The sequence below is a fragment of the Microbacterium sp. HM-570 genome (genome assembly GCF_054165885.1).
In genome coordinates this window covers 1,159,027-1,178,453 of the sequence record NZ_CM135111.1, presented here as the reverse complement: position 1 = coordinate 1,178,453, position 19,427 = coordinate 1,159,027, and the positions used below count along the sequence as shown (strand labels likewise).

The following is a 19,427-nucleotide window of genomic DNA, read 5'->3' as shown; positions in this document are numbered from 1 at the left end:
GCGTGACCGCCGCCCTGTACCGCCGCTATCGACCCGAGACATTCGGGCAGATGATCGGTCAGGCGCAGGTCACCGACCCGCTGATGACGGCACTGCGCAACGACCGGGTCGGCCACGCATACCTGTTCTCGGGTCCGCGCGGCTGCGGCAAGACGACATCGGCCCGTGTTCTCGCGCGCTGCCTCAACTGCGCCGAGGGGCCGACCGATACGCCGTGCGGTGTGTGCCCGAGCTGCGTCGAGCTCTCCCGCGCCGGCGGGGGCTCGCTCGACGTCGTCGAGATCGACGCGGCATCCCACAACGGTGTCGATGACGCGCGCGACCTGCGTGAGCGAGCGATCTTCGCCCCGGCGCGCGACCGCTTCAAGATCTTCATCCTCGACGAGGCTCACATGGTCACGCAGCAGGGCTTCAACGCGCTGCTGAAGCTGGTCGAGGAGCCGCCCGATCACGTCAAGTTCATCTTCGCCACGACCGAGCCCGACAAGGTGCTCGGCACTATCCGCTCCCGCACCCATCACTATCCGTTCCGGCTCGTGCCGCCCGGCCCGATGCTCGAGTACGTCCAAGAGCTTTCGGCTCAAGAGGGTGTGCAGGTTGAACCGGGTGTGCTGCCCCTCGTCGTCCGTGCCGGTGGCGGGTCGCCCCGTGACACCCTGTCGCTGCTTGACCAGCTGATTGCGGGTTCGGACATCTCGGCAGAGTCCGGCTCCGCAACGGTCCGGTACGAACGTGCCGTTTCCCTGCTCGGCTACACCCACGCGGAGTTGTTGGACGAGGTCGTCGAGGCGCTCGCTGACCCCGACCCCGCAGCGGCGTTCGGTGCCGTCGACCGAGTTGTGCAGACCGGCCAGGATCCGCGGCGCTTCGTCGATGATCTGCTCGAGCGTCTGCGCGACCTGATCGTTGTCGAGGCAACGGGTCCCGCAGCGTCAGCCGTGCTGCGGGGTGTGCCTGTGGACGAACTCGAGCGGATGGGTCGACAGGCCCGTATCTTCGGCGGCGAACGTCTGTCCCGCGTCGCTGACCTGGTCAGCCGCACGCTCGACGACATGACGGGCGCGACGTCTCCGCGTCTGCAGCTCGAGCTGATGATCGCGCGCGTGCTCGCATCAGAAGTGGCGCCCGCGGCCGGGTCGACGTCCGGCTCCGGCGCGCCGCCGTCGGTGGCGCCGGCAGCGTCTTCGCAATCTGCGCCGGCACCTTCTGCGCCGGCACCTTCTGCAGCGGCATCGCCGGCGCCAGCAGTGTCCGTAGCTGTGCCGGCTGCCGCAGCGCCCACCGAGCCTGCGCCAGCTACGCCGACCGCACCCGAGCCGTCGGCTGCGGAACCGGCCCGCCCTCGCCCGACCGGACCCGTGACGGTAGCTATGCTCCGCGACGCCTGGCCCGAGGTCCTTTCGACACTCGAGGACATCAGTCGCACCTCATGGCTTGTGGCGAGCAATGCCCGCGTCCACGCCTACGAGGGTGACGTGCTCACGGTGACCTTCCAGAGCCAGAGCGATGTGCAGAAGTTCCGCCAGCGCGGCGTCGCTGCCAACGCCAGCGAGGACCTGCGGACCGCGATCGACCGGGTCCTGGGCGTGCGGGTAAAGTTTCTCGCCCGCCTCGATGGCCCCGACCCTGCCCCGCCCGCGGACGAGCCGCCGCCCCCGGACGACGGTCCGCCCGATGACTCGCCGCCGGACGATCAGCCGCCCGCAGGATGGGTCGCCCGCGCTCCCGGGTCGGCCGCGCAACGTCCCGAAGCAGCAGATTCAGCGCCGGTTTCGGGGTCTCGCTTGGCTGCCACTCCGACTCCGGCACCGGTGACGGAGTGGGCGGTCGCCGCGATACCGCGAACAGCGGATGAGCCGCCCGTCGCGCTCGGCACGCTACGCGCCCCCGCACAGCTCGCCGTCGATGATGAACCCGAAGAGGCGGTGGCGTCGCCGGCGCTCGCCGGGCGGACTGTGCCCGAGCGTGAGGGACAGGTGCTGAGTGTCGACGAGCCGCCGATGCCCGACGAGCCCGACGTCGATGTGCTCGGCCCGGGCTCGGCGCAGACCACTCCCGCCCCGGCGCGCGCGACGCCCGCAGCCGCAACGCGCGGCTCCGACCGCTACGGCGAGGCGGTCGTCCGCCAGGTTCTCGGCGCGACCTTCGTACGCGAGGAACGCTTCGAACAGCCCACGAGGTTCAGCTGATGTACGACGGAATTGTTCAAGACCTGATCGACGAGTTCGGTCGTCTGCCGGGCATCGGACCGAAGTCTGCTCAGCGCATCGCCTTCCATATCCTGCAGACGCCATCGTTCGACGTGAAGCGGCTCGCGACGCTTTTGGCCGATGTGCGCGAGCGCGTCCGTTTCTGCGAAGTCTGCGGCAACGTGTCCGAGCAGGACCGCTGCAGCATCTGTCGTGACCCGCGGCGCAATCCCCAGGTCATCTGTGTCGTCGAAGACGCGAAGGATGTCGCGGCCATCGAGCGTACGCGCGAGTTCCGCGGGCTTTACCACGTCCTCGGCGGGGCGATCAGCCCGATCGATGGCGTGGGCCCCGACGATCTGCGTGTCACCGAACTGATGACGCGTCTCGCCGACGGTACCGTGCAGGAAGTCATCCTCGCGACGAACCCGAACCTCGAGGGTGAAGCAACCGCGACCTACCTGAGTCGGCTCCTGCTGACGCTGCAGCTGCGCGTCTCGCGTCTGGCCTCGGGCCTGCCGGTCGGCGGCGATCTCGAATATGCCGACGAGGTCACCCTCGGTCGTGCGTTCGAGGGTCGACGGACCCTGTAGCGGGAACGGCCCGCGGGTTCCTCCCAAGGTATCCGGTTCAGCGGAGGACTTCGACGAGCACGATCCACGAGATCAGCAATGCGACCGGGATCGCGACGATGGCCCCGACGGCTACCACAACGAGCCCTGCCGGCTCGCCCGCGATCAGCATTGCCGATCCCACGGCGTAGATCGCGGCGGGCAGGAAGTTGATGGCGGCACGCGGCACCTTGAAGCGGTTCTGCGGATCGGTGTCCTGGGTGATCGCACGCGCCGCGTGCGCGTTGAACACCATCGCGATCAGCGCCGAAACGAGCACCGCGGCCCCATAGGCGACAAAGGTGATCTCCGGGAACAGGGCCAAAGCGGAAGCCGTGATTGCGAGCACGAGCGTCGCGATTCCGGCGGCCAGGCGCGCAGTCAGAGAGCGCGATTTCACGATCTCTGCGATGTTGACGCTCGCCGCCACGATCACGAGGCCGGCCAGAGCCGCGGTCGCTCCGAGGATGCCGAGATTGAACTCGTTCCAGCCGAGGTCATCGAGAGTCATGCCCGCACTTTAGCGCGCTGCCCTAACGGCGCAGCCGAGCGCGGGCGCGAACGACGCCGCCGAGGGAGGCGCGCACCGGCTGCCCGAGGTAAATCCCCAGGGAGGCGCCGACGGCGAGGCTCACGCCGATCACTCCCGCCGCGGCCAGAGTGCCGAAACCCTCGAGCATGATCTGCGGATCGTCGCCGGACTCCACGATGCCGAGCAGACCGCGGAAGACTGCTGCCCCGGGCACCATCGGCAGGATCGCCGCAGTGGTGATGGCGACCGCGGGTACGTGCAGGCGATAGGCGGCGAGGACGCCGACGAAGCTGCCCGCGAACGCGCCGACACCGCTGGCCGCCGCGATCTCGAGACCGACGCCGGAGGCCGCGAGGAAGCCCAGCCAAGCCACGACGCTCAGAACGGCGCTGACCACGACGATCCGCAGTCCCGCTCCGTTGAAGACGGCGACCGCGATGGCGATCAGCGCGGCGCCCGCGAACTGAAGCGGTACGGGTCCGAGCGGTAGTGCGGCGCTCGGCGGTTCCATCGCGTAGCCGAGCACACGCGCAGTCTGCAGTCCCGCGAGGATCCCGAGCACGACGCCGAGCGTCTGGGTCATGAGCTCGAGGATGCGGCCGGTCGCGGTCAGCGCGAAACCGTCGATCGCGTCCTGTGCGGCGCCGACGACGGTGAGCCCGGCCAGCATCAGCACGACCCCGGAGGCGACGATCACCGAGGGCCGGACGCTGTCGCCGCCGGGTATCGAGGTCATCGCCAGGAGAGGAGTGAGCGCGGCGACGAGAGTAAGCACGAGAGCGGCGGCGATCTGACTGAAGAAGTACGGAACCGCGGCGCGCGAAAGCAGGGCCTGCGTGACCGCGGCGGCCCCCGCAGCGAAGAACGCCACAGCAACGGTGAGTGGGCCCGCTCCGAACATCACCGCGACACCCACGGCCAGAGCGGCCTGGGCGATGATGACGACTCCGGGACCGTAGCGGAAGGGCGAGCGTCGGATCTCGCGCAGCAGGGTTCGCGCGTCCGCGAGTTCGAGTCCGAGTGCGATCTCGGCGACCAGGGAGTGCAGGCGCCGGAGCTTGTCGTGGTCGGGCGCCGTCTGACGCACGACCCGAAGCAGAGTGAAGGGACGGGGCGCGCCACTGCGGTGGTGCGAGGCGGTGATGGAGTTATAGGTCACGTCGACATGCACCGGGCTGAGTCCGTAGGCCGCGCTCACTCGAACGATCGTCGCGGTGACGTCGCTCGCCGAAGCGCCCGTCGCCAGCATCGTCTGTCCGATTCGCACGGCGAGGTCAAGGATCCCGACGGCCATCGCATCGTCGATTACGGGAATCGCTTCGGTCGCGGTGTCGGCGGGAACCTCGCCTCGGATGAGCCCGCCGAGCGAGGGCAGGAGTCGGCGAAGATACTGGCGCATGGCCTATCGATCGTAGTAGCGGTCGGAGCATCCGTAAGATAGTTCGTCGGGCGCGGCATCCGAGCGCTCCTCATCCCCGGGAGTTTCATCGTGGCGCTGATCGTGCAGAAGTACGGTGGCTCGTCCGTCGCGGACGCAGAGAGCATCAAGCGCGTCGCCAAACGCATCGTCGATGCGCGGCGTGCCGGCGACGACGTGGTTGTCGCGGTCAGCGCGATGGGCGACACCACCGATGAGCTTCTGGACCTCGCCTCGCAGGTCGCGCCGATTCCCGCACCGCGCGAACTCGACATGCTGCTCTCGAGCGGTGAGCGCATCTCGATGGCGCTGCTCGCCATGGCGATCCACTCGATGGGCTTCGAGGCGCGATCGTTCACGGGCAGCCAGGCGGGAATGATCACGGATGCCACGCACGGCGCCGCTCGCATCGTCGATGTCACTCCCGTGCGTCTGCGCGAGGCCCTCGACGAGGGAGCGATCGTCATCGTCGCCGGTTTCCAGGGCTTCAACCGCGATACCCGTGACATTACGACCCTCGGCCGCGGAGGTTCCGACACGACCGCGGTCGCCCTCGCTGCGGCGCTGAAGGCGGACGTGTGCGAGATCTACAGTGACGTCGACGGCATCTTCACGGCGGACCCGCGCATCGTTCCCCGCGCACGCAAGCTCAACACCGTCACGACGGAAGAGATGCTGGAACTCGCGGCCAACGGTGCAAAGGTGCTGTACATCCGCGCCGTCGAGTACGCGCGTCGGCATGGCGTGCTCATCCACGCACGATCGACGTTCTCATCGTCCGAGGGCACCTATGTGCTCGACGAGAAGCGCCACGCGGCGCTGCAGCAGCAAGGAGATGGCATGGAAGAACCCATCGTCGCGGGTGTCGCGACCGACCTCGGCCAGGCCAAGATCACGGTCATCGGGGTTCCCGATGTGCCCGGCAAGGCGGCCGAGATCTTCAAGATCGTCGCCAAGTCCGGCGCGAACGTCGACATGATCGTGCAGAACGTCTCCGCTGCGGCGACGGGCCGCGCCGACATCTCGTTCACGCTGCCCAAGGCGGATGCCTCGCTCGCGCTCAAGGCCCTCTCCGGGGAGCAGGGCTCCGTCGGTTTCGAGAGCCTCGTACACGACGATCAGATCGGCAAGCTCTCCGTGGTGGGGGCTGGGATGCGTACCCACTCGGGCGTCTCCGCGACGCTGTTCGAGGCGCTGAGCGTACTCGGAGTCAACATCGAGATGATCTCGACCTCCGAGATCCGCATCTCGGTCGTCGTCCGTGCGGACGACCTCGCCGAGGCGGCGCGCGTCGTGCACCGCGCCTACGGGCTCGACGGCGAGATCGAGGCAACCGTGCACGCCGGCTCCGGCCGCTGACCCGCCCGCACCTTCCGCGACCGCGTCCCACTTTTTGGGGCGTATGTCCCACTTCGGCCCGCTTCAGCGCACCTAAAGCGAGCCAAAGTGGGACATGGCAGGGCGTGATGTCCAGCTATTTTTCCGTCCCGAGGCCCATAGCAGTTGAAAGTGGGACATGCCGGGGAGGACGCCTCGGAAGCACCTCGGTAGAATCGTCCCAATCCACGCCCCGAAGAAAGTTTCATCATGACCCGCATCTCAGATTCCGGACTTTCCGTCGCCGTCGTCGGCGCCACGGGACAGGTGGGCACGGTGATGCTCGAGATTCTCGCCGAGCGTTCGTTCCCGATTCGTGAGCTGCGCCTGTTCGCCACGGCCCGCTCGGCGGGCACGTCGCTCGAGTTCGGCGGACACAACATCGTGGTCGAGGATGTCGCGACTGCGGACCCCGCGGGCATCGACGTCGCCCTCTTCTCGGCCGGTGCGACCGGAAGTCGCGCGCACGCCCCGCGGTTCGCTGAAGCCGGCGCCGTCGTGATCGACAACTCCAGTGCCTGGCGCATGGACCCCGAGGTTCCGCTCGTCGTGAGCGAGGTCAACCCGCACGCGATCGCCGAGGCGCACAAGGGCATCATCGCGAACCCGAACTGCACCACGATGGCTGCGATGCCCGTGCTCAAGGCGCTCCACGCCGAGGCGGGGCTCGAGCGCCTGATCGTCAGCACCTACCAGGCCGTCAGCGGCTCGGGCATCGCCGGTGCCGAGGAACTGCTCGGACAGGTCGAGGGCGTGCTCGCACAGGGCGACACCCTGCGGCTCGTGCGGGACGGATCCGCCGTCGACTTCCCGCAGCCGGAGAAGTACATCGCCCCGATCGCGTTCGACGTGATCCCCTTCGCCGGCAACCTGGTCGACGACGGCGACAACGAGACCGACGAAGAGAAGAAGCTCCGCAACGAGAGCCGCAAGATCCTCGAGCTGCCCGACCTGCGCGTCGCGGGCACCTGCGTCCGCGTCCCGGTCTTCACGGGTCACTCGCTCAGCATCAACGTCGAATTCGCGAACGAGATCACGCCCGCGCGCGCACGCGAGGTGCTCTCGGATGCCCCGGGTGTGCAGCTCGAAGAGGTTCCCACCCCCCTCCAGGCAGCTGGCAAGGACCCCAGCTTCGTCGGACGCATCCGTGCCGATCAGTCGGCTCCCGCGGGACGCGGGCTCGTACTCTTCATCAGCAACGACAACCTGCGCAAGGGCGCTGCGCTCAACGCCGTCCAGATCGCGGAGCTCATTGCGGCTGGCCTGAGCGTCGACGCCTGAGTGTGTCGGGCGCGTAAGAACCGTCGACTTTTCGCTATCGGCGATGCCCTGACGTCCGAGCGTCCGGACCCACAGAACTAGACTTGTCCGGTGAGCGAAACAGTCGACGTCGTGCTCATCGGTGGCGGCATCATGAGCGCCACCCTGGGCACCCTCCTGCATCAACTCGAACCGGACTGGAAGATCGTTCTGGTCGAACGACTCTCGGATGTCGCGCTCGAAAGTTCGAACGCGTGGAACAACGCGGGCACCGGCCACGCGGCCCTCTGCGAGCTCAACTACATGCCGCAGGCGTCCGACGGATCCGTCGACCCCGCCAAGGCCGTCTCGATCAACGAGCAGTTCCAGCAGAGCCGTCAGTTCTGGGCGAACCTCGTCGAGCGCGGTGTGCTGAGCGAGCCGAAGACATTCATCAACGCCACACCGCACATGACTTTCGTGCGCGGCGAGAAGGATGTCGAGTACCTGCGCCGCCGCTACGAGGCTCTCAGAACGCAGCCCCTGTTCGCGGGCATCGAATACAGCGAAGACTCTCGCGTGATCAACCAATGGGCACCGCTGTTGATGCAGAAGCGCCGGAAGAGCGACGAGCCCTTCGCAGCGACGCGCGTTCCCGCGGGCACGGACGTCGATTTCGGTGCGCTCACCCACCAGCTGATCGATCATCTGCGTGACGACGGAGTCGAGGTCATCACCGACCGCGAGGTCCGCAATCTGAAGCGTCAGAAGGACGGGACGTGGCTCGTCAAGACCCGCAACCGGTTGGGGCGAACGCCCGGCGAGATCAACGCGAAGTTCGTCTTCGTGGGTGCGGGCGGGTGGGCGCTCAAGCTCCTCCAGCGTTCGGGTATCCCCGAGATCTCCGGCTACGGCGTCTTTCCGATCGGCGGGCAGTGGCTCAAGACCTCCAACCCCGAGCTGATCGCCCAGCACCGTGCCAAGGTGTACTCCCAGGCATCCGTCGGCGCACCGCCCATGTCGGTTCCGCACCTCGACACACGCGTCGTGGACGGCGAGGCATCCCTGATGTTCGGTCCGTTCGCGACGTTCAGCCCGAAGTTTCTCAAGAACGGTTCCGTGTTCGATCTGGTGACGCAGATCCGGCCGGCGAATCTGCTGCCGATGCTGAAGGTCGCTGTCGATAACCCCGGTCTCTTGAAGTACCTGATCGCCGAGCTGCTGAAGAACCATGGCAAGAAGATGGATTCGCTGCGCGAGTTCGTGCCGACGGCAAAGGACGAGGACTGGCAGCTGCTGAACGCCGGCCAGCGCGCTCAGGTCATGAAGAAGGACCCGAAGAAGATCGGCGTGCTGCAGTTCGGCACGGAGGTCGTCGCGGCGAAGGATGGTTCGATCGCCGGTCTGCTCGGAGCGTCGCCGGGTGCATCCACCGCCGTCTCCATCATGCTCGGGCTGTTGCAGACCTGCTTCCCCGACCGCATCGATCAGTGGAAACCGGAGCTTCGCGAGCTGATTCCCAGCTACGGCGAGACGCTGAACACCCGTCCCGATGTCGCGCGGGTCACGATCGAAGAGACCGCGGCGGCGCTCGCCATCACGGCCGTCTGATCTGGCTCCGACCCAGCTTCCGTAGACTCTGCGCGTGGCAAAACTGTACTTCCGCTATGGCGCGATGAACTCCGGCAAGTCGACCGCGCTCTTGCAAGCCGCGTACAACTACGAAGAGCGCGGCCAGCGGGTGCTGCTCGCCAAACCGGCGATCGACACGAAGGCCGACGACCAGATCGCGTCGCGCCTGGGGGTTTCGCGAACCGTCGATTTTCTCATCGAGCCCGAAGCCGATGCGGGTGGGCTGTTCCGTGCGGAGCGCGAGCGCTCGCGTGCCGGGACGGGTGTGGATGTCTCGTGCCTCCTGATCGACGAGGCCCAGTTCCTGACGCCCCGCCAGGTCGACGACCTGTTCCGCATCGCGATACACGATGACATCCCCGTTCTCGCCTACGGCATCCGATCCGACTTCCTGACGGCCGCGTTCCCCGGTTCGCGACGATTGCTCGAGATCGCCCATACCCTCGAAGAGTTGAAGACGATCTGCCGCTGCGGTCGGAAGGCGGTGTTCAACGGGCGGGTCATCGACGGTCGGTTCGTGTTCGACGGCGACCAGGTCGCGATCGACGAGGCCGGCGAACGCGCGGAGCATGTCGTGACGTACGAATCGCTCTGCGGTGCCTGCTATCTAGAGGAGTCGGGCGACCGGCTCAGCAGGTAGCGGCAATGGACGACGCGCCGCCCGGTTTAGGCTGAGAGCATGCGTGTTCTTCTCGCCGGCGGTGCCGGTTATATCGGTGCCCACACGGCCGTCGCACTGCTCGATGGCGGACACGAGGTCGTCCTGCTCGACGACCTCTCGGGCACCCACGCCGAGGCGGCTGCGCGCGTCGAGAAGATCACCGGGTGCCCCGCGCCGCTCGTGATCGGCGACGCCGCCGATGACGCGGTTGTCGAGCGTGCCTTCGACGAGTTCGGTCCCTTCGACGCGATCCTGCAGTTCGCGGCACACAAGGCGGTCGGCGAATCGACGCAGAAGCCGCTGCAGTACTACGCCAACAACCTGGGCACGACCTTCGCGCTGCTGCGGGTGGGGCTGGCCCGAGGCATCCGCTCCTTCGTCTTCTCGAGCACCGGTACCGTCTACTCCGAGCCGGAGGACCTGCCGTTCCGCGAGACGTCCCGTACGAGCATCGATCTCTCGAACCCGTACTCGAAATCGAAGCGGATGAATGAGGTCGTCCTCGAGGACGTGGCCCGGGTCAACCCCGAACTCGACGTCACGGTGCTGCGGTACTTCAACCCGGTCGGTGCGCACGAGAGCGGGCTGATCGGCGAGGACCCGGCGGGCATCCCGAACAACCTCATGCCGTATGTCTCGCGCGTCGCGATCGGTTCGCTCGAGCGCATCGGCGTATTCGGGAACGACTACGACACACCCGACGGCACGGGCCTGCGGGACTACATCCACGTCGTCGATCTCGCCGAGGGGCACGTCGCGGCGCTCGAGCAGGCGAAGCCCGGATACGCGGTCTACAACCTGGGGACCGGCGAGCCGGTCAGCGTGCTCGGCCTGATCGCCGCCTTCGAGAAGGCTGTCGGACACGAGTTGCCCAAGCAGTTTCTCGACCGGCGACCCGGCGATGTTGCGGCAACGTACTGTGACCCCGCCAAGGCGGCCGACGAGCTCGGCTGGACCACGCGGCTCTCGATCGACGACGCCTGTCGTGACTACTGGCGCTGGCAGCAGCAAAACCCGCACGGCTACGCCTCTTAGCGCTTGCGTCGTTTCGTCTCGCTACGCTCGCTCAACGACCGGGGCGCTCCTGCGCGGGGGCCACGGCACGAGCATTGACGTCGACTTCTGATACTCGGCGTACGCCGGATACTTGCCCGACGTGATTGCCTCGGTGAAGATCGTCGAGCCGATGAACAATACGGTCAAGAGGACGGCCCCGATGATCGACCAATTGATCGCGCCGCCCCAGAAGCCGAGTCCCGCTGCTACGGCTGCGGTTGCGCCGATCGCATAGAACGCCCACCATTGGGCCTGCTCGAAGAAGAAGTTCGGGTGCCGGCTGAAGCGGAAAAGCCCTGTGGTGAGGAATCCCTCGCCGAGATGTCCGCCCGCCCGGGCCTTGGCGCGATGGAAGTTCCACTGCTGCTGGTCCGCAACGGTCTCGCCGATGAGCAGCACGAGGAAAAGGATGGCGAACGCTGCGTCCCACACTCCGAGAGGCGCGTCGTACTGCCATGCGACCTGGGCGGGCAGGGTGATCAGCACCAGAAGGGCGTTCTGGTACAGCACGATGAAGAACAGGTTGAACAGCTGGAACTGCCAGGGCTTCATGCGTCCGCGTAGAATCGCCCAGCGGTAGTCCTCCATGCCGGAGTATCCGCCCTTGCGGGCGAAGTTGAACGTCAAGCGGGCACCCCACGCCGTGACGAGCGCGGCCATGACGACGAGGCGCGACGCATCCTTACCCTCGGCCAGCGCGGCACCCGCGAAGATCCAGACATACGCGATCGGCACGATCGACCAGATGCGGTCGACCCACGAGGTGTCCTTCGTGATCAGCGACAGGATCCAGCAGGCGGCGCTGACAGCGGCGGCGACGATGACGACGAGAGCGAGCGGTTCCACGGCGTCAGCATAGCTCCGGCTACCGAATCGGTAGCGTCGGAAGGAGCGCGTCGAGGTACTCGACTGTCTCTTCCCACCCGTCGACCGCGTGGCAGGGTACTCCGAGCGCGAGCACGGGGTAGTCGTTGCCATCCGGGTCGAGCCGATCGCCGACGAAGAGCATCTCACCGAGGGGGATACCGGTGTGCTCGGCGAGCCGCGTCATCCCGTAGGCCTTGTCGATGCCGCGGTGCGTGATGTCGACCGACGTCGAACCGCCCGATCGCACCTCGAGGTCGGGAATGCGGGCGGCGACAGCGTCGCGGAGGGCGGACTTGCGGGATCCCGTCGGGTCCCAAGCGACCTTCGCCTCGAGAGGCGCGCGCTGACCGAGGGCGGAGAAGGTGATCTGCGAGCCGCGATCTTCGAGGATGTCGCCCCACGGCTTCGACTCCCACAGTCCGAGTCGTCGGGCCTCTTCCTCGACGGCCGAGATGGCGCGCGTCTTCTCGTCATCGGTGAGGGAGTGCGCGTAGATCGTGTCGATCTGGCCGCTCGCGTCGAACCGGTAGTACTGCGTGCCGCAGGTGGGCATCAGGTGCATGTGCGCGAGTGCTTCGGGCGAAGCATTCGGAAGACGTTCAACGACCTGGCTGCGGAACTGGCCGAGTTGACCGCCGGAGATGATCGCGACTTCGACACGCTCGGCGAGAGCGAGAAGATGTACGCCGACCGCTTCCGGGATGGGGCTCTTCGAGGGAGCGAGCGTGTCGTCCAGGTCGAAAGCGACGAGTCGGATCTTCGCGAGTGCGTCGGTCATCGTGCTCCAGGTTCGATTCGGGAGAGGAACGAAAAAGGAGGGCCGCCCGTGGCGACCCTCCTCATCTGTCGGGGTGACAGGATTTGAACCTGCGGCCTCGTCGTCCCGAACGACGCGCGCTACCAAGCTGCGCCACACCCCGTGGCAACCCTCCGAGTCTACCCGAACTCCCCCGTCCGCCCGAACCGCGTCACACGCGAGCGATCAAGGTCACCAGGGTGGCCTCGGGTCGGCAGGCGAAGCGAACCGGAGCGTAAATCGAATGGCCGAGTCCAGCGCTCACGTTCAGGGGCACCTTGCGGCCGCCCCGTGCCCACGTGGAGAGGCCCCGTGCTTGTTTCAGGGGGATGTCGCAGTTGGCGACGAGCGCTCCGAAACCCGGAAGGCGCACTTGGCCGCCGTGGGTGTGGCCCGCGAAGATCGCCTCGGCTCCGCCATCCGTGAAGGTGTCCAGGACTCGTCGGTAGGGCGCGTGCGCCACACCGATCGTGAGAACGGCCGACGTGGTTCCCTCTTCGCGCAGGCTCTCGATCATCCCCGGGACCAGATCGAGGCGGTCGTCGTCGTGGTGCGCGTCGCCCACGCCGAATCCGTTGATCCGGAGGCCCGCCACATCGACTGCCCCGAACGTGTTGTCGAGATTCGTCCAGCCCAGGTTCTCCGTGAAGTAGTCCTCCATGGCCGCGACATCGAGTCGCGGTGGGTTCTGCTTCCGGCGCGACGGGCCGAGAAAGTAGCGGAGGGGATTGCGGGGTGTGGGGCCGAAGCTGTCATTCGAGCCGTGCACAAAAAAGCCCGGCGTGCCGCGGAAGCCGGCGAAGGCCGCGCGCACACCGCGCAGCCCGTCGGTGTGACCCATGTTGTCGCCCGTGTTGACGATCAGATCAGGCCGGAGGGACGCGAGTGAGGTAATCCATGCCTGCTTGCGACGCTGCCACGGGGCCATGTGGACGTCTGAGATGTGCAGCACACGGACGGGTGTCGAGCCCGCGGGCAGGATGGCCAGTTCGACCCGCCGGAGCGTGAACAGATACCGCTCGACGCCGATACCCCAGACCGCCGCGGCAGCGCCGAGCGCGCCCGCGGCTGCCAGGGCGCGCAGGCCCTGACGGGAACGCGGGGTCACGAGCAGGTGTCGCGCTCGAAGGTGATCGCCAGTTGCGCGTTGCGGTTCACGATCGAGCCGGCGCCTGGGGCGACCGAGGTGACGATGCCGGGTCCCGTGGCCCCTTCCTTCACGACACACGTCTCCGCGGGGTTGCGTCCGAACGTGCCACGGATGCTGTCGACCGCCTGCTGGCGATTCATGCCCACGACGTTCGGCACGGCGACGCCTTCGCCATTGCTCGGCGAGATCGTCACGGTCGTACCGCCGCTCACGCGGCCGGCTCCGGGATTCTGGCTTTCCACGGTTCCGGCGGCTTGCGTGCTGGTGACAGCGTCACCGACGACCACCGAGAACCCGGCTGCCTCGAGCGTTGCGACGGCCTGGTCGACCGACTGGCCGACGACGTTCGGTAGATCGATCAACACCTGCCTCGTGAGGTTCGAGTCGGGTGTCGCGAAGCGGTCGCCGCCATACTTGGCGTTCGCGGCGCCCTGCATGTCGGGCCAGATCGAATGGCGCATGCGCCAGAGGGAGTAGCCGTTTGCCGAATTGCGGTCGAGGCGCTGCTGTCCCTTGACGTTTCCCACCCAGACGACGGTCGTCACTTTGGTGCTGCTGCCGTCCATCCATGTCTGGTATTGCTCGTGGATACCGGTCTTGCCGAATACCGGGACGCCGTCGCCGATTCGGGAGGATGCAGCCGAACCGCCGTTGATGACACCCTCCAGTGCGAATGCTGCTGTCGACGCGACGGATTCGTCGAGGACGCGGTTGCAGGTCGTATCGGGGAGAGGAAGTGCCTCTCCGTCCGAGTTGTAGACCGCATCGATTGCCTTCGGGGGGCAGTAGACGCCGTTGCTCGCGATGGTCGCGTACGCGGCCGCCATGTCGATGGGGGCGATGTTCTTCGAGCCGAGGATGTCATACGGCACGTTGACGGCTTCGCTGATGCTCTCGTTGCCGATGTACGTCTTGTAACCGTTCGCGTACTCGACGCCGAGACGGTCGGCGATCTTGTTGGTGTCGCAGACGCTGACCTTCTCGCTCATTGCGAGGAAGCCCGTGTTGAGCGAGTCGGCGGTGAACTTCATCGGGGTGCCGTTGTAGCCGCCCACCCCCTCGAAGTTCTTCACCTCGCCGGAAGAAACGCGCTGAGTGCCGCCGTCGCAGTCGGTCAACACCGTGAAGTTCCGCTGGCGGCCGTTGATGACCTCGTTGACGGAATGGCCGTGTTCGAGCCAGTTCAGCAGGGTGAAGAGCTTGTAGGTCGAGCCCGGGTTGAAGCCGTTCGATCCACCGTTGACGTAACGGGTGTTGTAGTTGATCGAGGTGTACGACGCGTCAGCCGCCGACTGGTCCGCATCCTGCGTGTACTTGCGATTCTGCACCATCGACAGCACACGCCCGGTGCCAACTTCGAGCTGCACGCCCGTTGAGCCGAGGTCGAGGTTGGGGTGAGTCGCCGGGACGATCGAGATGGCCTGCTCTGCGGCCGCCTGAAGATCCAGGTCGAGGGTCGTGTAGATCTTGAGTCCACCGCGGCGAAGAGCGTTGCTTCGATCATCAGCGGTCTCTCCGAACGCGACATCGTTGAGCACGATCGTTCGGACATAGTCGCAGAAGTACGCGGACCCGCCCGCCTGCTGGCAGCCTTGTACAGTCGGGTTGATGTTGGGGGTGATGACCTCGGCCTTGGCCGCGTCGTACTGCTCCTGGGTGATCTTGCCCTCGGTGAGCATCTGACGCAGCACATAGTTGCGACGATCCGTCGTGTCGACGTAGCCGTCCGCGGCACCGTTGCGCTCGCGCTCGGGCTTGTCGATGCGGTAGGTGTTCGGGTTCTGCACCATGCCCGCGAGGGTCGCGGCCTGCGAAAGTGTCAGGTCGGACGCGTTGACCCCGAAGTAATATTGCGCCGCAGCCCCCACACCGATGTTGAGCCCGCCGAAGTTGGCGATGTTCAGGTATCCGAGCAGAACGTCGTTCTTGGAGTAGCGCTGCTCAAGGGCGATTGCGTAGCGCATCTCCTGGATCTTGCGCTGATATCCCTCAACGCCCACGCTTCTCGTGGCGTCATCCCAGCACGCCAGAAGCTCCTCTTGCGTGGGTGCTTCCTTCTCGCACCTCTGCACCAGGACGTTCTTGACGTACTGCTGGCTGATCGAGGATCCACCCTGCGTTTGACCACCCTGCGCATTGCTCAGCAGCGCGCGGGTGGTGCCGATGAGGTCGACCCCACCGTGTTCGTAGTAGCGGGGATCTTCGCTCGAGAGAATCGCGTCGTACATGACGGGCGCAATCTGCTCATAAGTGACGGGCACGCGGTTCTGGTCGTAGAAGCGGGCAAGCAACACTTCGCTGCCGTCGCTCTGCTTCGCGTAGATCTCGCTCTGCTGCATCAGATCATCGATCTCGAGGTAGCTCGGCATGTTGTCGAACATCGTGATCGCGCTCGACGCTGCGGCGCCCGATACGGCGATGGCCGGCGTAACGGTGGCGGTCACCAAGAGGCCAGCGACTGCGCTCAGGCCTACGAGGCCGGCGAGTCCGCCGAGCACGCCCGTAGCCGTCCGATTCTTATCAGGCATAGGGTTGATCGTAAGGGAGTTAGCTGAGCGATGACCGAAACACCTCGCGCGTGCCTCCCGTTCGGAAACGATCCGACCACCGCGATCTCGGGAGTGCGATGACCACCTGGGAGTACCTGACTACTCCGCTGCTGATTCACAACACGGCAGCGATTCTGAACAACTGGGGCAAGCAGGGCTGGGAGCTGGTGCAGGTCGTCGCCGGGCCCGAGGGTGGCCTCGTTGCGTACCTCAAGCGTCCCGTCGGAGGATCGGATGCCTCGGGCAACGCCGGTCTTGCCGCTGCGGCCGGAGCCTCCCGCCAATTCGAAGGACAGTGACTCCGTGAGCGTTTCTGCGAAACTCGCCGAACTCGGCATCGAGCTTCCCTCCGTCGTGCCGCCCCTCGCGGCGTACGTGCCCGCCAAGGTGCACGGCGGCCTGGTCTACACCGCTGGCCAGCTGCCCTTGATCTCGGGCAAGCTTCCCGCGGCAGGCAAGGTCGGCGAGGGGCCGGGTCTCGTCTCGGGGGCCGACGCCCAGTCCTACGCGCGTCAGAGCGCCCTCAACGCCATCGCGGCTGCGGCTGCGGCCGTTGGTGGCGTCGACAAGCTCACGGGCGTCGTCAAGGTGACGGGGTTCGTGGCATCGGTGCCCGACTTCCTCGGTCAGCCGGGCGTCATCAACGGCGCGAGCGAGGTCCTCGGCGAGATCTTCGGCGACGAGGGCAAGCACGCCCGCTCGGCCGTGGGCGTGACCGTGCTGCCGCTCGACAGCCCCGTCGAGGTCGAGGTCATCTTCTCGCTGGTCTGAGCCCCGTGTGTGATCCTCAGCCCGTGAAGCGGGCGAGGAACGCCCGGGTGCGCGCCTCGCGCGGTGTGCCGAGGACCTCTGCGGGCGTGCCCTGCTCGAGCACGCGTCCTTCGTCGAGGAACAGCACGCGGTGCGCGACGTCGCGGGCGAACGCCATCTCGTGGGTCGCCATGAGGATGGTCGTGCCTTCTTCCGCGAGCGCTCGCACCAACTCGAGCACCTCACCGACCAGCTCGGGGTCGAGCGCGGAGGTGATCTCATCCAGCAGCAGAACCTCGGGGTCGGTGGCGATCGCCCGGGCGATCGCCACGCGCTGTTGCTGGCCGCCGGACAGGCGGTCGGGGTGTTCGGCAGCCTTGTCGGCGAGCCCGACGCGCTCGAGGATCGCGCGGCCCCGGGCCTCGGCATCCGCTCTCTTCTCGCGGCGCGCGACCCGCGATGCCAGTGTGACGTTGTCGAGCACCGAGAGGTGAGGGAAGAGGTTGAAGCCCTGGAACACGAACCCGAGACGTGAGCGAACGGCGTTCGCCTGCACCCGCGGGTCGGAGATGTCCTCGCCCGCCAGGAGAATCCGGCCGTCATCGATCGGTTCGAGCAGATCCAGGCAGCGCAGAAGGGTCGACTTGCCGGATCCGCTGGCCCCGATCACGGCGACCACCTCGTGTTTCGCGAGATCGAGGGATACGCCCCGCAGCACCTCTTTCTTCTGGGGTCCGTCGCCGAACGACTTCCAGAGATCGATTGCCGACAGTAGCGCGGTCACAGCAGCGCCCCCGTCTGTTCGCGCGCGCGGAGCCGTGCCGCATACCAGTCGGTGAGTCGGATGGTGGGGATGGCGAGCAGGATGAACAGGATGCCCGCGACGATGTAGGGCGTGAAGTTGTACGTTTGCGCGCCTTCGATCCTGGCCGCGAGTACGGCGTCGGTCGCTCCGAGAATCGAGATGAGCCCGACATCCTTCTGCATCGCGACGAAGTCGTTCATGAGCGGCGGGGTAATGCGCCGGAACGCCTGGGGGAGCACCACGCGGCGCAGGGTCTGCGGATAGCTGAGCCCGAGTGCCCGCGCCGCGAGCCGCTGCGACGGATGAACGGATTCGATGCCCGCACGGATCACCTCCGACACGTACGCGGAGTACGTCAGCGTGACGGCGATGGTGCCGAGGTAGAGCGGATCGATCCGCACGTTCGTGATCGTCGGCAGTCCGAATCCGACGAGGTACAGCACGATGATGAACGGCAGACCACGGAAGATGTCGGTGTAGGCGGCGGCGATGGCGCGCAGCGGCAGAAAGAGGGGCCCCTGCAGCGTGCGCAACAGGGCAATGAAGAGCGCCACGGCGGACACGGTGATGACCGACAGGCCGAGGACCTGGAGGTTGAGAAGGAACCCGTTCCAGACAGCGGGAAGGGCGTCCGAGGCGATCGCGGGATTGAAGAACGCCTGCTGCACCCCGGCCCAGCCCGGTGTGTTGATGACCGTCGCCCAGACGATGAGCGCGAACGCCACCGACGATGCCACCGCGACGAGCACCGAGCGCCGAGACTGGCGTGCTCGGTATGCACGGCGCTCGAGTTCGAGCCCGCTGGGGGAGTGGACGCTCACGGCTCGACGGTACCCGAGAGACGGCGGGTAACCCCGCGGCGCCTCACTGCAGCAGTGTGACGCCCTGGCCCGCGCCGAGCCATTCGTCGGTGATCTCGGCGAGCGTGCCGTCCTCGCGCAGCTTGTCGAGCGCCGCCGAGACGCGCTCGGTCAGCGCCGAGTCCTTGGGCAGCACGACGCCCCATTCATCCGGGATGCCTCCGGCGGGCAGCTCTCCGACGATGAACGAGTCTTCGATGTACATCGCGGTCGCGAGGTACGCGGTGGGCAGGTCGATCACGAACGCGTCGATCTGACCCGCGTTCAGGGCGGCCACGACATCCTCGTTCGATCCGAACATCTGCGGCGCCGTGGCGGGCTCCACGACCTCCTGGAGCGTCTGCGCGCTCGTCGAACCGGCCATTGCACCGATCGTGAGGTCCTTGAGTCCGTCGATCGAGTCCACTCCGTCGGCCGCGCCGCCCTCGACCGCGACGATCGCCTGGCTCGCGGAGTAGTACGGGGTGGAGAAGTCGACCGCCTGCTTGCGCTCGTCGGTGATCGTGTACTGCTGGATGTTGAAGTCGAAGTTCTTGGGCCCCGGCGCGATCGCGGCCTCGAAGCTCGTGCGCACCCACTCGATGTCCTCGGGCGCGAAGCCGAGCTCCTCGGCGATGGCGTAGGCAACTGCTGCCTCGAATCCTTCGCCCGACGAGGGGTCGTCGTCGATGACGTACGGGTAGTACGCGATGTCGCCGGTCGCGATCGTCAGTTTGCCCGGGGTGACGTAGCCCGCGTCCGGGTCGCCGGAGGCGCCGCCGTCGCCGGATCCGCCCGCACAGCCCCCGAGGGCGAGCGCGGCGACCGTGATTCCGGCGGCGAGAGTGAGCAGACGGGATCGCGACATGTTGTCTCCAAGGCGAGGGGATGTGCCCGGACGCTGTGGGCCGGTGCGCTTCTATTCTCGCTGTCGTCCGATCGAGCCGGCGCACGCGG

Annotated in this window: 18 protein-coding genes and 1 tRNA gene; 9 read left to right on the top strand and 10 right to left on the bottom strand. The window is 66.8% G+C overall.

All coding sequences use genetic code 11. From position 1 onward, the window contains the following. Nucleotides 1–2: 2 nt before the first annotated feature. The gene (locus ACT9TC_RS05525) at nt 3–2,189 is read left to right on the top strand and encodes a DNA polymerase III subunit gamma and tau (RefSeq protein WP_458042404.1); all 2,187 of its coding nucleotides are present in this window, start codon (nt 3–5) and stop codon (nt 2,187–2,189) included. Beyond that, nucleotides 2,189–2,782, top strand: a complete 594-nt coding sequence (recR, locus tag ACT9TC_RS05520; RefSeq protein ID WP_036297771.1) for a recombination mediator RecR — start codon at nt 2,189–2,191, stop codon at nt 2,780–2,782. Before ACT9TC_RS05525 ends, recR begins: the two co-directional genes overlap by 1 nt. A gap of 37 nt (nt 2,783–2,819) precedes the next feature. Here the strand turns inward: recR and ACT9TC_RS05515 are convergent, their stop codons facing one another. Then, nucleotides 2,820–3,311, bottom strand: coding sequence for a hypothetical protein (locus ACT9TC_RS05515; RefSeq protein WP_458042403.1), 492 nt, complete (start codon nt 3,309–3,311; stop codon nt 2,820–2,822). A 22-nt stretch (nt 3,312–3,333) separates the two neighbouring features. Next, nucleotides 3,334–4,731, bottom strand: a complete 1,398-nt coding sequence (locus ACT9TC_RS05510; protein ID WP_458042402.1) for a threonine/serine ThrE exporter family protein — start codon at nt 4,729–4,731, stop codon at nt 3,334–3,336. Between the two features lie 90 nt (nt 4,732–4,821). On the opposite strand from ACT9TC_RS05510, the gene ACT9TC_RS05505 reads away from it, so the two are divergent. The 5 genes from ACT9TC_RS05505 (at nt 4,822) to galE (ending at nt 10,693) form a co-directional block, all read left to right on the top strand. Beyond that, on the top strand, nt 4,822–6,108 hold the full coding sequence (locus ACT9TC_RS05505; protein ID WP_458042401.1) for an aspartate kinase: 1,287 nt from the start codon (nt 4,822–4,824) through the stop codon (nt 6,106–6,108). 228 nt (nt 6,109–6,336) lie between these two features. Beyond that, nucleotides 6,337–7,407, top strand: coding sequence for an aspartate-semialdehyde dehydrogenase (locus ACT9TC_RS05500; protein WP_458042400.1), 1,071 nt, complete (start codon nt 6,337–6,339; stop codon nt 7,405–7,407). Between the two features lie 90 nt (nt 7,408–7,497). Continuing rightward, entirely contained in the window at nt 7,498–8,976 is a 1,479-nt protein-coding gene (locus ACT9TC_RS05495; protein ID WP_458042399.1) for a malate:quinone oxidoreductase, read from the top strand. Between the two features lie 34 nt (nt 8,977–9,010). Then, complete coding sequence (locus ACT9TC_RS05490; RefSeq protein ID WP_458042398.1) at nt 9,011–9,637, top strand: thymidine kinase; 627 nt, start codon at nt 9,011–9,013, stop codon at nt 9,635–9,637. A 39-nt stretch (nt 9,638–9,676) separates the two neighbouring features. Beyond that, nucleotides 9,677–10,693: a UDP-glucose 4-epimerase GalE gene (gene galE, locus ACT9TC_RS05485; protein WP_458042397.1), complete on the top strand. Its 1,017-nt coding sequence runs from the start codon at nt 9,677–9,679 to the stop codon at nt 10,691–10,693. Between the two features lie 21 nt (nt 10,694–10,714). On the opposite strand, the gene ACT9TC_RS05480 is transcribed toward galE, so the two are convergent. The 5 genes from ACT9TC_RS05480 to ACT9TC_RS05460 all read right to left on the bottom strand — a co-directional run bounded on the left by ACT9TC_RS05480 (nt 10,715) and on the right by ACT9TC_RS05460 (nt 16,055). Continuing rightward, nucleotides 10,715–11,560, bottom strand: coding sequence for a DUF1295 domain-containing protein (locus ACT9TC_RS05480; RefSeq protein WP_458042396.1), 846 nt, complete (start codon nt 11,558–11,560; stop codon nt 10,715–10,717). Nucleotides 11,561–11,579: 19 nt separating this feature from the next. Further along, the gene (locus tag ACT9TC_RS05475; protein ID WP_458042395.1) at nt 11,580–12,359 is read right to left on the bottom strand and encodes an HAD-IIB family hydrolase; all 780 of its coding nucleotides are present in this window, start codon (nt 12,357–12,359) and stop codon (nt 11,580–11,582) included. Nucleotides 12,360–12,427: 68 nt separating this feature from the next. Beyond that, a tRNA-Pro gene (locus ACT9TC_RS05470) sits at nt 12,428–12,501 on the bottom strand. A 48-nt stretch (nt 12,502–12,549) separates the two neighbouring features. Next, nucleotides 12,550–13,485 (bottom strand): metallophosphoesterase, encoded by a 936-nt coding sequence (locus ACT9TC_RS05465; RefSeq protein WP_458042394.1) that lies wholly within the window; start codon nt 13,483–13,485, stop codon nt 12,550–12,552. Next, nucleotides 13,482–16,055: a transglycosylase domain-containing protein gene (locus tag ACT9TC_RS05460; RefSeq protein WP_458042393.1), complete on the bottom strand. Its 2,574-nt coding sequence runs from the start codon at nt 16,053–16,055 to the stop codon at nt 13,482–13,484. Before ACT9TC_RS05460 ends, ACT9TC_RS05465 begins: the two co-directional genes overlap by 4 nt. A 98-nt stretch (nt 16,056–16,153) precedes the next feature. Between ACT9TC_RS05460 and ACT9TC_RS05455 the strand changes: the two genes are divergently transcribed. Next, nucleotides 16,154–16,375: a hypothetical protein gene (locus ACT9TC_RS05455; protein ID WP_458042392.1), complete on the top strand. Its 222-nt coding sequence runs from the start codon at nt 16,154–16,156 to the stop codon at nt 16,373–16,375. 4 nt (nt 16,376–16,379) lie between these two features. Continuing rightward, nucleotides 16,380–16,847, top strand: coding sequence for a RidA family protein (locus tag ACT9TC_RS05450; protein ID WP_458042391.1), 468 nt, complete (start codon nt 16,380–16,382; stop codon nt 16,845–16,847). Between the two features lie 16 nt (nt 16,848–16,863). On the opposite strand, the gene ACT9TC_RS05445 is transcribed toward ACT9TC_RS05450, so the two are convergent. From ACT9TC_RS05445 to ACT9TC_RS05435, 3 genes are read right to left on the bottom strand one after another with little or no spacing between them, the layout of a single operon-like run. After that, entirely contained in the window at nt 16,864–17,610 is a 747-nt protein-coding gene (locus ACT9TC_RS05445; protein ID WP_458042390.1) for an amino acid ABC transporter ATP-binding protein, read from the bottom strand. Then, the gene (locus tag ACT9TC_RS05440; RefSeq protein ID WP_458042389.1) at nt 17,607–18,452 is read right to left on the bottom strand and encodes an amino acid ABC transporter permease; all 846 of its coding nucleotides are present in this window, start codon (nt 18,450–18,452) and stop codon (nt 17,607–17,609) included. Before ACT9TC_RS05440 ends, ACT9TC_RS05445 begins: the two co-directional genes overlap by 4 nt. 43 nt (nt 18,453–18,495) lie before the next feature. Then, nucleotides 18,496–19,338, bottom strand: a complete 843-nt coding sequence (locus tag ACT9TC_RS05435) for an ABC transporter substrate-binding protein (protein ID WP_458042388.1) — start codon at nt 19,336–19,338, stop codon at nt 18,496–18,498. Nucleotides 19,339–19,427: the final 89 nt, after the last annotated feature.